The sequence below is a fragment of the Vibrio sp. 99-70-13A1 genome, from assembly GCF_013114625.1.
Lineage (GTDB): Bacteria > Pseudomonadota > Gammaproteobacteria > Enterobacterales > Vibrionaceae > Vibrio.
On the sequence record NZ_VTXD01000001.1, the window covers coordinates 348,264 to 361,865 of the forward strand.

Annotated in this window: 10 protein-coding genes; 6 read left to right on the plus strand and 4 right to left on the minus strand. The window is 41.7% G+C overall.

Translation table 11 applies throughout. From position 1 onward, the window contains the following. Window positions 1-5: 5 nt before the first annotated feature. Window positions 6-470, minus strand: a complete 465-nt coding sequence (gene sixA / locus F0226_RS01530) for a phosphohistidine phosphatase SixA (RefSeq protein ID WP_171733965.1) — start codon at window positions 468-470, stop codon at window positions 6-8. A 323-nt stretch (window positions 471-793) separates the two neighbouring features. On the opposite strand from sixA, the gene F0226_RS01535 reads away from it, so the two are divergent. Continuing rightward, a complete protein-coding gene (locus F0226_RS01535; protein WP_171733966.1) occupies window positions 794-3,589 on the plus strand; it encodes an insulinase family protein in 2,796 nt (931 codons plus the stop codon). Between the two features lie 198 nt (window positions 3,590-3,787). Beyond that, window positions 3,788-4,000: a TIGR02450 family Trp-rich protein gene (locus F0226_RS01540; protein WP_171733967.1), complete on the plus strand. Its 213-nt coding sequence runs from the start codon at window positions 3,788-3,790 to the stop codon at window positions 3,998-4,000. A gap of 185 nt (window positions 4,001-4,185) precedes the next feature. On the opposite strand, the gene fadJ is transcribed toward F0226_RS01540, so the two are convergent. Continuing rightward, window positions 4,186-6,384, minus strand: a complete 2,199-nt coding sequence (gene fadJ, locus F0226_RS01545; RefSeq protein WP_171733968.1) for a fatty acid oxidation complex subunit alpha FadJ — start codon at window positions 6,382-6,384, stop codon at window positions 4,186-4,188. Continuing rightward, the gene (fadI, locus tag F0226_RS01550) at window positions 6,384-7,691 is read right to left on the minus strand and encodes an acetyl-CoA C-acyltransferase FadI (RefSeq protein ID WP_171733969.1); all 1,308 of its coding nucleotides are present in this window, start codon (window positions 7,689-7,691) and stop codon (window positions 6,384-6,386) included. The genes fadJ and fadI overlap by 1 nt, the downstream gene beginning before the upstream one ends. Before the next feature lie 492 nt (window positions 7,692-8,183). On the opposite strand from fadI, the gene F0226_RS01555 reads away from it, so the two are divergent. The 4 genes from F0226_RS01555 to F0226_RS01570 all read left to right on the plus strand — a co-directional run bounded on the left by F0226_RS01555 (window position 8,184) and on the right by F0226_RS01570 (window position 12,596). Next, the gene (locus tag F0226_RS01555; RefSeq protein WP_171733970.1) at window positions 8,184-8,759 is read left to right on the plus strand and encodes a sigma-70 family RNA polymerase sigma factor; all 576 of its coding nucleotides are present in this window, start codon (window positions 8,184-8,186) and stop codon (window positions 8,757-8,759) included. Continuing rightward, window positions 8,752-9,480 (plus strand): DUF3379 domain-containing protein, encoded by a 729-nt coding sequence (locus F0226_RS01560; protein WP_171733971.1) that lies wholly within the window; start codon window positions 8,752-8,754, stop codon window positions 9,478-9,480. The genes F0226_RS01555 and F0226_RS01560 overlap by 8 nt, the downstream gene beginning before the upstream one ends. A 295-nt stretch (window positions 9,481-9,775) precedes the next feature. Beyond that, complete coding sequence (locus F0226_RS01565; RefSeq protein WP_171733972.1) at window positions 9,776-11,023, plus strand: outer membrane protein transport protein; 1,248 nt, start codon at window positions 9,776-9,778, stop codon at window positions 11,021-11,023. Between the two features lie 295 nt (window positions 11,024-11,318). After that, a complete protein-coding gene (locus tag F0226_RS01570) occupies window positions 11,319-12,596 on the plus strand; it encodes an outer membrane protein transport protein (protein ID WP_171733973.1) in 1,278 nt (425 codons plus the stop codon). 122 nt (window positions 12,597-12,718) lie between these two features. Here the strand turns inward: F0226_RS01570 and F0226_RS01575 are convergent, their stop codons facing one another. Next, window positions 12,719-13,528: an MlaA family lipoprotein gene (locus tag F0226_RS01575; RefSeq protein WP_171733974.1), complete on the minus strand. Its 810-nt coding sequence runs from the start codon at window positions 13,526-13,528 to the stop codon at window positions 12,719-12,721. Window positions 13,529-13,602: the final 74 nt, after the last annotated feature.

Below are 13,602 nucleotides of genomic sequence, written 5' to 3' on the forward strand. Positions count from 1 at the left end.
GAAGCTTATGGATTAATATTCCAAAGCAATTCACCTTTACGAGTCTCTAAATCGAATTCAATACAAGCCATGCCTGAAGGTGGAAACATAGGTGGAGTCATGCCTGTAGCGAACTCTGCAGTTAAATACCCAACCAAAGGTAAATGAGAAACAAATAAAAGGCTGTCTAGCTTCTCTACTTCAGCTAATGCTAAGGTAAAATCAAACACTTCGTCAGACACACCATATGGAGTGATCTCATCACTGGTTTCTACCTTATTGGCATTAAACACCTGAGAAATTTCTAGCCATGTTTCTTGCGCCCTCAAATATGGGCTAACCAGCACTTTATCAAATTGACTATAGCCTTGCTCAGCAGCTGCTTGTGCTACGGTCAAAGACAGTTTTTTGCCACGTTTAGTTAGGGCTCTTTCTGCATCCGAGTTCGCAAAATGTTCCGCTTCACCGTGGCGCATAATGAATATTTTCATGTTTTATCCTATCTATGTAGCATTCTCATATATCGTCATAACAGGCGAATTCGCTACTTCGTTTTTGACTCTCAATATTGAGAAACTTCAATCAATATAAATAATTATATCAAGTCGCTTGCCAAAGAGTTCGACTTTCTTAACAATCTATTAAAAAGAAGTTTAATAATAAGAAAATAAATACCTGATCAAAGATATTGAAAGCATTATTAGGATGCTTCCACACTTTCAAAACGCACTTATATCTCAAAATATGACTGCAAGATTTGCACCCACTTGTATCAGGTACATAATTTAAGAATAAAAATCTCTGGAGAGACCTTGTGCATTTAAGCCCTAACGATGAACATCAATATCGCTATCTCACCTTATCCAATGGATTACGCACCTTACTGGTAAGAGATCCCAACGCGCAAAAAGCAGCGGCGGCATTGGCTGTAAATGTCGGTCATTTCGATGATCCGGCAGACAGAGAAGGCTTAGCACACTACCTAGAGCATATGCTATTTTTAGGTACAGAAAAGTACCCGAAGGTTGGGGAATTTCAAAGTTACATTAGCCAACATGGTGGCAGTAACAATGCGTGGACAGGAACAGAACACACCTGTTTTTTCTTTGATGTCGATTTGAATGCATTTGAACCTGCACTTGACCGTTTTTCTCAGTTTTTCACCGCACCTTTGTTTAATGAAGAAGCGTTAGACAAAGAACGTCAAGCCGTTGAATCTGAGTACAAAATGAAGCTCAATGACGACTCTCGCCGCTTATATCAAGTCCACAAAGAAATTGTTAACCCAGCCCACCCGTTTGCCAAATTCTCCGTAGGTAACCTCGAAACCTTAGGTGATCGTGATGGTCAATCAATCCGACAAGAAATTTTAGCATTCCACCAGCAAAACTATTCTGCCGATCTTATGACCCTAACGCTTTCAGGAAACCAAGAACTGGATGAGATGCAGGCTTGGGTTGAATCGCGATTTTCTGAAATTAGTAACCATCAACTGGAAAATAAATCTATCTCGGAACCTATCACTGGTGAAGGCAGCACTGGCATTCAAGTATTTGTTGAGCCAGTCAAAGAAATACGGAAACTCATTTTAAACTTTCCTATGCCTTGCATGGATGAGCACTACAGCACGAAACCACTTTCTTTCTTTGCGCATTTACTTGGCTACGAAGGCGAAGGCAGCTTAATGATGCAACTAAAAGATAAAGGTTGGGTGACCTCCCTTTCCGCAGGTGGTGGCGCAAGTGGCAGTAACTATCGAGATTTCAATATCAGCGCTACTCTCACCCCTGTAGGTTTATCAAAAGTCGATGATATTACTCAAGCCGTATTCCAATATATAAAGTTAATTGAACAACAAGGAATGGAAGAGTGGCGCTACCTTGAAAAACGCGCAGTATTAGAATCTGCTTTTCGCTTTCAAGAACCGTCTCGCCCACTCGATGTTGCCAGTCATTTAGTGATGAATATGCAACATTACCCCGAAGATGACGTTGTGTATGGCGACTATAAAATGTCTCATTACGATGATGACCTTCAGCGTTCTATTTTCCAATACTTTACCGTAAAGAACCTGAGATCAACTCTGGTTGCCCATGATTCTAACCCCAATAAAGAAACAGGGTATGACCACGAAGCTAAGTGGTATTTCACCCCTTATTCAACGCAAGCTTTTAGCTCTGAACAGCAGTTAAAATTTTCTCAAATTAACCCAAGCTGGAAATTTGAACTGCCGAGTAAAAACCCTTTTATCTGTTATGACCTTGAACCAGCAGCAATTGAAAATGGTCAATCTCAGCCTGAATTAATTGAAGAGTTAGAGGGGTTTTCTCTTTGGCATCTACAAGATACCGAATTTAGAGTACCGAAAGGCGTGGTCTATGTAGCGATCGACAGCCCACACTCTGTTGCTAGCCCTAGAAATATCGTGAAAACTCGCTTATGTGTCGAGATGTTCCTCGATTCTCTGGAAAAAGAAACCTATCAAGCAGAAATTGCAGGCATGGGATACAACATGTATACCCATCAAGGCGGAGTAACACTGACGCTTTCGGGTTTCAGTCAGAAACAGCCCCAGCTTTTAGAAATGATATTAAAACGTTTTGCTGCACGAGATTTTAGCGCAACTCGCTTTGATACCATCGAGCAACAACTATTACGCAATTGGCGAAATTCAGCACAAGATCGCCCTATATCTCAGCTATTTAATGCAATGACAGGTATGCTGCAACCAAACAACCCTCCATATTCTGTTCTCATTGAGGCGTTAGAAACCATTGAGGTCGATGAACTATCTTCATTTGTTCAGGCAATCTTGGCTGAATTACATGTCGAAATGTTTGTCTATGGCGATTGGCAGCGAGCCGATGCACATAATATGGCGACTACCCTAAAAGACGCCCTACGCGTTCAAAACCAAGCCTATGAAGAATCTCTACGACCTTTAGTCATGCTCGGGGAAAATGGTAGTTTCCAACGCGAAGTCGTATGTAATCAAGATGACTCTGCAATTGTTGTGTACTACCAATGCCCTGATGCTTCGTCAAAAAATATTGCGCTTTATTCCCTAGCCAACCATTTAATGTCCGCCACTTTCTTCCACGAAATTCGAACCAAACAACAACTTGGGTACATGGTGGGGACAGGGAATTTACCGCTTAACCGTCACCCTGGCATTGTTCTGTATGTGCAGTCACCAAATGCTGCTCCGGCAGATTTAATTAGCTCAATCGATGAGTTTCTTAATGCCTTTTACATGGTATTACTGGAATTAAACGAGTATCAATGGCACAGCAGTAAACGTGGGTTGTGGAACCAGATATCGACACCTGACACCACTCTACGTGGAAGAGCTCAACGTTTATGGGTGGCAATAGGCAATAAAGACTCCGAGTTTGACCAGCGCGAACGAGTGTTAGAAAACTTAAAGACACTTACACGGTCAGATATGATCCGCTTTGTCGTCAACGAGCTTAAACCCAGAACCGCTAACCGTTTGATTATGCACACACAAGGTAATGCCCATAATGAAGATGAAGCTCTGTCAGTTGGGGTGGAAATTGGATCAATTGATGAATTTCAACTTCGCCCTAAAGACTGTGAATTAGGGTAGTTCTGATTGTTAAGTAAATTAAAAACACATGATTTAAGCAACCTAAATTGAACACTTACTGAAATCGCTACGTATATAACGTACATCGAAAACCAGTAATATCAGTTTACGTCAGTGAGCTGGTTACATCCGCGAGCGGTTTACGCTACTGGGCTATTTTATACCAGTAAGCTAATCACTCGCGAATAAGGAGCTTAAATGAATCAAATCAATCCTAAGAAACTATTAAACAGCAAGTGGACGGCGGTCAATCCAGTTAAAAAAGAGAAGCACTTTTTAGTGACTGAAGTGAAATTTGAAGAAGATGAAGTCGTACATTGCTTAATTGAAGCTGTGATGTCTAAAAGAGCAGAAGCCATTGATTGGACGATTCTAAAAGCTCAAGAAAACTGGCTTGCTGGCTGGAAATAAAAAGTAAAGTTTGACCATTCGCTCACCAGAGATGATCATTTCAGCTTAAATCTGATTTAATAAAAAACGCTTACAATACTCTTTCTAGTTAAAAGTATATAAGCGTTTTTTCATTTTACTGGCGTATTTCAACGTGGTCAGTGATTAACACATTACCTCTAGGTCAATCACTTACCATCCGATGACTACTTATAAAAAGTCTCACCAAGCCCGGCTCTTGTGAGTAACCCATCACAAGGTGCAAATCGGTCTCCATATTTCTTGGCGAAATCATTCATCATTTCAACCAAAGACTCGATGCCAACTTGATCCATATAACGGAATGGACCACCTAAGAATGGAGGAAAACCAATACCAAAGATTGCACCAATATCCCCATCACGAGGGCTACGAATGATACCTTCATCTAAACAACGAACTGCCTCATTGAGCATTGGAAGTACACAACGCAATGAAATGTCGTTATCACTCAGTTTTGGTTCAGGCTGTAATTTCAGAAGCTTATAAACGGATTTATCCACTTCTTTGTCTTTACCTTTATAGGTATAAAAGCCCTTTCCACTCTTTCTGCCTTTACGACCATCATTTAACAGGACGTCAAACACATCAGGTCCTTGGAACCTTTCACCTAACTCATTCACTAGAATCGGGATGATTTTCGCGCCAATATCCACGCCGACTTCGTCAAGCAAAGTAATCGGTCCAACAGGGAAACCAAAATCAAGCAATGCGCTGTCTAGTTTCTCGATAGGTTCATTAGCCAGAAGCAAATGCGCAGCTTCATTCATGTATGGCGCTAGAATACGGTTAACGTAAAAGCCTGCCGTATCTTTAACAACAATCGGTGTTTTACCCTGCTTCTTCGCTAATGCTACAACGGTTGAAATGGTTTCATCAGAGGTAGTTTCATGCGGAATAACTTCAACTAAAGGCATTTTTTCTGCTGGGCTGAAGTAATGTAGACCTACTACGTTTTCTGGGCGTTCCGCTTTTTCTGCAATTTTATGGATCGGCAATGAAGAAGTGTTTGTCGCAAAGATAGTATTAACTTTTGCGTTCGCTTCAATATCCGCCACCATCGACTGCTTTAAATCCAAATCTTCAAAAACAGCTTCGATAACCACATCAATATGATTAAAGCTTGTAAAATCAATACCACCAGAAAGTTGGAGCATGTTCGCTTCTAACCCTGACTTACTGATAATTCGACGCTTACGTTGTTTATCAAATAACTTAAAGTTGTAATTTAAAGCATTCAAAACGCCATCATTAGAAACATCTTTAATTCGGACTGGTACTTTCGCTTTAGCAACGCTCACATGGCTAATGCCCGCGCCCATTAAGCCGCCGCCTAAAACACCGACTTTTTGAACAGAAGCTGGTTTCGCGTCAGCCCCATTTTCTTTTTTCATTTCAGTTGTCGCAAAGAATATAGAGCGAAGAGCTTTAGATTCAGTGGTCATAACCAATTCAGAGAATCGCTTCGCTTCGTACTTTAAGCCTTTTTCAAAACCGTTTTCTAAGCCGTAACGAATCACATCTAAGATGGCATCAGTGGCAGGGTAATTACCACGGGTCTTTTTATTCGTTTTCTTCGCGGCTTGCTCAAAGATCACTTTTCTTCCAAGACCGTTACGAGAAATCATCTTCTCTTTCGTGGAAGCTTTGCTCTTAGAAGCAATACGTTTTCCGCCCTTCTTACCTGAACCTTTAGAAGCATGCTTCTCGACTAAATCTTTAGCGACATTCAGCAAAATAGTTTGTGGGACGCACGCATCTACCACACCTAATTTTTTGGCTTTCTTAGCACGTAACTGCTTACCCGTCAGAATTAAATCTAACGATGGTAATAATCCAATCAAACGAGGTAAACGTTGAGTACCGCCAGAGCCTGGAAGTAAACCTAATTGAACTTCAGGTAACCCAAGGCGAGTTTTATCTGAATCACTACAAACCCGGTAATCACACGCCAATGCTAGCTCTAAGCCACCACCTAAACATGGTCCATGGATAGCAGCGACAACTGGGTAAGGTAAGTCAGATAAGGTTTGAAACATATCCTGACCTTGACGAGCTAATGATTCAGCTTCATCAACCGTTTGGCATGCATCAAGCATGCGAACATCAGCACCTGCAATGAAGTTGTCAGGTTTAAGCGAGTGAACAATCAAGCCTTTAATGCTGCTTTGCTTTTCTTTCAGCTGTTCGAAAACCACTTGCATTTCTTCAGCAAAAGCCGCTTGTAGCGTATTCATTTTTTCATTGGGAACATCAATCGCCAGCCATGCTAGGTTTTGTTCATCTATGGTTAGGCTAAAGGCTTTTTCTACTTGAGCCGCTGTTGTTGAATTACTTTCTGTTGATGAGTCGATAACCGTAGACATTATTCTACCTCCAAGATCATAGCTGCACCTAAGCCACCAGCCGCACACGCAGTATTAAGCGCAAGCCCACCACCGCGACGTTTCAATTCACGCAGTGTTTGAGTCATCATTCGCGCACCAGTTGCCGCAAATGGGTGACCATAAGCAATAGAGCCACCAAGCACATTGAATTTATCCATATCAATGACGCCCATCGCTTTTGAACGCCCTAAATGCTCTTGAGCAAACTTATCACAAGCGAACATCTTCACATTTGCTAATGCTTGAGCAGCAAATGCCTCATGCATTTCAATCAAATCTAAATCTTCGAGTTCTAAGCCAGTATTCTTAAGCACTTTAGATGTCGCGTAAGAGGGTCCCATTAACATATCGGTTTCTACGCCAATCGCCGAAAATGCGTAACCGCGGATATAGCCCATAATTTCAAGACCTAATTCTTTGGCTTTGCCTTCTCGCATTAACATCACAGCAGCACCGCCATCAGTTAAAGGAGTCGCATTTGCCGCAGTCACACTGCCATATTGGCGATCGAATGCTGGACGCAATTTCGCATACCCTTCAACCGTTGAATCATGGCGAATATTGTTATCTTCAGATATCGACTTTTTAAAAGGTGCAGGAAAAGCCGTCATCACTTCGCCTTGTATCTTACCTTCCTTCCAAGCTTGAGAAGCTAAAGTATGAGAACGGTGCGCTAAAGCATCTTGCTGTTCACGGGTAATACCATGTGTTTTCGCCATTTGTTCGGCTGTTTGCCCCATAGACAAACCAGTCGAATATTCAGCAACCGCAGGTGGAACGGGCATAAGATCTTTAAAAGATAGAGCTTTGAGTATTTTAAGTTTTTGCCCAAGAGTTTTCGTCTTGCTCAAAGCCAATAAATTAGCCGCAAGTTTCTTAGACACACCGATAGGTAATACAGAAGAAGAATCAGCCCCACCAGCAATACCCACATCAATGCTACCCGCCATGATACTTTCCGTTACATTGACGGCAGCTTGGAAGCTGGTAGCACATGCGCGAGTCACACTGTAAGCATCGGTATGAATGTTCATTCCCGTGCCAAGCACAATTTCGCGGGCAATATTGGGAGCTTCAGGCATTTGCACAACTTGACCAAAGACCACTTGCTCAATGAGTGCAGGATCAATATCAGTACGTGCAAGCATTTCGCTTACGACCATTTTACCTAGGTCTACCGCAGGCACTTGGCTAAATTCGGTGCTCTGACGAGCGAAAGGGGTTCTTAGTCCGGCTACTACGGCAACACGCTCTCCAGAGCGAGTTTTGAGTTCCTGTATGCCCATGGTTTCTCCTTGAGTTTAAGAGGTCTGACCTGAAGCATTGTAAACAAGTTGTTAATTAAATCAAACGGACGTTTAAATAAACGTGATGCGAGTACACGAAGGGAAAGTCGTTAGATTGGGAGTTTGCCTAAGCTCATACTACTGAATTAGTCATAGTGCTTAATTAGCCATAGTGCTTAATTAATAATGGTACTGGGTTGTATTTTATTCAGGCAAAAAAAAACCACACAAAGCTGTGTGGTCGGAATGTATATAAAGCAATTAACTAAGCGCCAATTGAAATAATCAGTTTCCTGATTAGGAGAAAGTAAAGTCAGCCTTCAAAAGGAAGTGTTGTCTTGCTCAACACGCTAGCCATAAATGACTAACTAGACAACAAGGTGTACTATAGCCTGTTCGAAAGCTCAGATTTTGAAGTAGATCAATTTTAATTGCGATTTTACGATTTCCAACCCATGAATACGTAAAAAACAATCTATCCGCAGAGCGATAATGGAGGCTCATGTGTCGATAATGAAAATATTCGGAAAGAAACCGGCAAATACCCCGGTCAACTCTGATATGGACAAACAAAGAAAATATGAAGCACTTGTGCGTGCTTATCACGGTGACCTATTCCGCTATGCATATTGGTTATGTAAAGACAAAAGCATTGCAGAAGATTTAGTACAAGAAACGTGCTTACGGGCATGGAAGTCACTCGATAGCCTGCAAGATGAGAAAGCCGCAAAATCTTGGCTCATTACGATTTTGAGAAGAGAAAATGCGCGCCGCTTTGAACGCAAACAATTTGATCTAGTTGATATAGATGACCACACCAATGATGCTAAAGTCAGCGATGACCCATACCATCAACACGAATGGTTACAAGCTCAGATCATGAAACTGGAAGTCGATTACCGAGAACCACTTTTCCTCCAAGTTATTGGTGGTTTCAGTGGTGATGAGATAGCCGACATACTCGACCTTAATAAAAATACGGTAATGACACGTTTATTCCGAGCTCGTAATCAGCTGAAAGACATGCTTGATTCCGAAGAAAAAGTAAGGGGGCAACATAATGGATGATTTAGAGTTTCGTCGTCGCGTTTTGTCAGATCCTAAACATCGTGATCAAGACATAATTGACGCACTGACTGGACATGAAACAAACAGTAAATTTCTGGATGATGTTTTATCACTTGATAAACAAATTCATCACGCAATGAAAGTGGATGTACCCGACGATTTAGCCGACCGCATTCTTTTCAACCAAACATCAAGTGAAGAAAGCAACGTAATACGCCCTAACTTTGCCAAAAGAGCCATGGGATTAGCCGCTTCTGTTGCGTTTATGTGTGGTTTATTGGTTGGGCAAGTAAACTGGGGCAATGTTTTGATACCACCAGCGCAAGCAAGCCTAACTGATACGGCCATGAAGCATGTAGTTAATGAAAAAAGTTTTGTCAGTATTTTAGACGAACAAGTTACGTCTCAGCAAATCAATACAAAAATGAACCCATTCGCCTTTCAATTTGATGAAGCTTTTCCATATCACGTTTATTACCTAAACCATTGTGGATTTGGTAAATCAAACGCTATGCACATGGTTTTTCAGGGTGAAAAAGGGAAAGTAACACTCTTTCTAACCGGTATACCGAGTGAACAACCGCTCGATTTTACTGAAGAAGGTATGGCGGGGTCTGTTACCCCTATCGATGATTCAAGCCTTATTTTAGTTGGCGAGAAAGATGAAGATGTATCTAAAATAGCAGAAAAGCTGGCTAAAATAATAAAACCAATGAGTTAAGTGCTCTTCGCTACAAATAGCACTATAAACCCGGCTTATGCAAGATGAAGCCGGGTTTTTTATAATACAACCCACCCAAACCATTTATCGTACTAATTAAAAATAGAGTATGAACTCTAAAAAACGAGATTTATCACCATTTTCCTGTCAGATAGACGCCACTTCCGTAATTTTCCCCTCAAAATATCAAATGGTCGGATTTGTATATCGTATACTTCGGTCTAGGATCAGCCCCATATTGAGCAAAAGCTCAAATAAATCGCCCTATTAGAGGCGGAATAAAAAGGAAATAATAATGACTAAGCAAACGCGTCTGTTTAAAAAGTCTCTTTTAGCAGTAACAATTACACTAGCCTCTTCGCAAGCAATGGCGGCAGGCTTCCAACTTAACGCACAATCAGCAACCGGTATTGGCCGTGCTTTTGCTGGTGATGCAGTAATCGCCGATAACGCTGCTGTTATGGCTCGTAACCCAGCGGCAATGGCACTATTTGATAGTGTTGAATTGTCACTGGGTTTCGAAAGCATTACTTCTATGATTGAAGTTAAAGATACTACGTATTCATCGTTAGGTAGTGGCTCTGTTTCAGTAGCAGACACCGATGATGTTGGTGATACATCTATCGCCCCAAACATCCACCTAATCGTTCCTGTAAACGATAAGTTTGCTTGGGGTGTGAACGCTTACTCAAACTTTGGTACAAAAACTGAGTTTGAAAGCGATTATACTGCGACTGAATACGGTGGTCTTACAGACGTAATGAGCATTAACTTTGGTCTTGCTGGTTCTTACCGCTTAAATGACCAGTGGAGCTTCGGTGCTGGTCTTGACCTTATCTATGGTCAAGGTACGATGAAAAGAACCGGAAGTGCTACTATACCGGGTGTAACTGGCATCGATCTAGTCAATGTTGATAAAGCTGATGGCTGGGCTGTGGGTTTCAACCTAGGCACGGTTTACGAGCTTGATGAAAATAACCGCTTTGGTTTTGCTTACCGCTATAGCCCAGAGTTAACTGCTGAAGATGATAAAGGGCAAGAGATCACTCTACCTTTACCGGATATGGCTGAATTCTCCGGTTACCATAAAATTGAAGACACGAAATTTGCAGTACACTACTCAGTACAGTGGATCGGTTGGGGCGCTTTTGACCAAATCGACTTCGAAAACTTGCAAGGCTCGCCTCTTGGTTCTTCATATGTGAAACAGTACCAATGGCAAGATGGCTGGCACTACGCGATTGGTGGTACCTACTACCTAAACAATACTTGGACGCTTCGTACCGGTTACATGTATGACACAAGTGCTCAAGATGAACTAACATCTATTTCGGTACCAGATTCAGATCGCCAATGGTTCTCAGCAGGTCTTACTTACCATATTGACGATAAATCAAATATTGATTTTGGTTTCACATACCTACTAGGTGATGACGTTCAAGTAAATGAGTCAACAGTAGTAGGCGTAGAGCTATCTTCTGTAAGTGCTACAACGCACGCAGATGCAATCTTGATGGGTCTACAATACAGCCGCAGCTTCTAACTTAAGCTTCAGCTAATAAACATTAAGGGTCGCATTGCGGCCCTCTTCTTTGCCTAGAATCCCCTTCCAACAACTATTTAAGCTTACAACTGTAGCCTGCACAGCCCATTTTAAGGCACAAGTGTACGCTGAAAACCTGCAACACTCATGAAACATTCAGTTAAATAATCTACCAATCACCCATATTTAATAATTTAATCGTTAAAACACTGTTTTATTCGAATTTCATTTTTAAAGTAAAGACTCTAAACGTAAAATCACGCTACTTAAAATTAATAGTTCAGCGAACATCATAATGAAAACAAATAAGACTCTCCTATCTGCCGCAGTGGCATTCGGTTTACTTTCAACTTCGACAGTGACGCAAGCTGCTGGTTTCCAACTTGCAGAATACTCTGCAACCGGCTTAGGTCGAGCTTATGCGGGTGAAGCAGCAATGGCTGACAATGCAGGTTCGCAATGGCGTAACCCGGCAATGCTGACTTATCTTGAAGGTACTCAAGTTTCTGTTGGTGCAATTTATGTTGACCCAAATATCGATATTGATGGCACATCCACATCGATGCTGGGCAACACAACACCATCAAGTTCAAGTGACTTTGCACACAGTGCTGTAATTCCAAATTTTTATGTTTCTCATAAGTACAACGATAAGTTTGCATTAGGTTTTGCTGCTGGCACAAACTACGGAATGGAAACTGATTTAGGTACTGACTTTGGCGGTGCAAACCACGGTAATGAAGCTAGCGTTATCAGCATGGAACTAAACCTTAATGCTGCTTACCAAGTACTAGATAATGTTTCTGTTGGTGGCGGTATTCGCTATGTAATAGCGGAAGGTAGCTTTGGTGCTGTTTCAACTGAAAATTCATTAGTACAAGTACCTGCAGGTACACCTCTTAAATATATGGAAGGTGATGACAAGGCTTGGGGCTGGCAAGTGGGTACAGCATGGCAAATAAATGATGACCACCGTGTTGGTTTTGCCTACAAGTCTGAAGTGGAATTAACACTTGAAGGCTACGCTAAAGGTCTTGGCTTCAATCAAGCCGATCCAAGTGCACACAAAAGTGGTTCTATGGACCTAGCATTGCCAGCCACTGCTGAAATTGCAAGCTTCCACCAGATCACAGAGAAAGTTGCTATCCACGCCAGCATCAACTGGACAGATTGGAGCAGCTTTGAAAAACTTGTTGCTGATTTCCCAGGTGAAAGCAGCGTAGAAATAAAGCAAGAAAACTGGGAAGACAACTACCGTTTTGCGATTGGTACAACTTACCAAATGACACCAAAACTAGCGTTACGTTCAGGTATCGCTTACGACACTTCAGCTGTAAGTGACGAACACCGCACTGCAACCATTCCAGAAACAGATCGTACTTGGTTAAGTGTAGGTGCAGGTTACCAATGGTCTGAGCAACTTTCATTAGATGCAGGTTTCACTTACATTCTAGCGAAAGATGCAAGCATGGTTGAAGACGATGCGACTTCAGCACCATTTGGCGGGACGTTTGAAGGTGAAGTGACAGGCAGCATTTGGCTTGTAGGTGTTCAAGCGAACTACCGTTTCTAATAAGAACTCTAAGCTATCTTAGTTTAAGGTAATCAAAAGTTTAATATGATCAAAAAAGAGGCTGATGATTTCATCAGCCTCTTTTATTTTAAGTGGTTACCCTTCAAGAGCAAACAATCAGCTTAATATTCTTCATCAAGGTAATCATCAAGGAAGTCTTCTTCTTCTTGATCAAACTCTTCGACTTCTATTTCAGCTTTGAAGTCTCTACGCTGAATGTAGATTTCACGCGTCAATGCGTATGGATCTGGAGAGTCATAAAGGATAGCTTCTTGAGGCACGACCATCGCTCGTTTCTCCATACCTTCAAATGCCCATTTGCCTAAACTTCCCCAAAAAGATATCAAGGACAATGGTGCGTATAAACCATCAACTTGCTCTGTCACTTCACGAGTCGTAACTGGTCCGTATCCCGGAACCATAAAATAAGGTCCATTACCTACGCCATAGTGACCGACAGCATCTGAAAATGACTTATCATCGTACTTAGTTATGCCAGCGGCACTGGCGACATCAATCAAACCTAATAGACCAAACGAACTGTTGATCCAAAAGCGGTTAAAGTGATCGACGGCTTTTTCTCCATTACCCATGATCAAGTTATTGATCATACTTGCTGGCTCATCAAGGTTTGCAAGGAAGTTAGAAATACCACTACGAATAGGCACCGGCGTATAATCTACATAGGCGAGAGATACAGGACGAACCAAATATGGGTCCAAATACTCATAGTTAATCTCCCACATAGCTCGGTTAAAACCTTCAAAAGGGTCATTAGGGTGTGAAGGTTCAACTTGAGCTTCTGTTGTTTCTATTGTTTCTATTGTTTCTATTGCAGTATTTTCAGGCTCTTGCTCTGGAACACTAGAACAACCTACAGCAAAGCTCGCAGTAACAGCAATGCAGGTTAATCTCAAAAAACGTGTCGTCATATGACCTTTTCCATAAGGTGGCTGAATAATAAAAAAGGCCAGCAATCGCTGACCTCAATTGGTGTCGTAAGTTT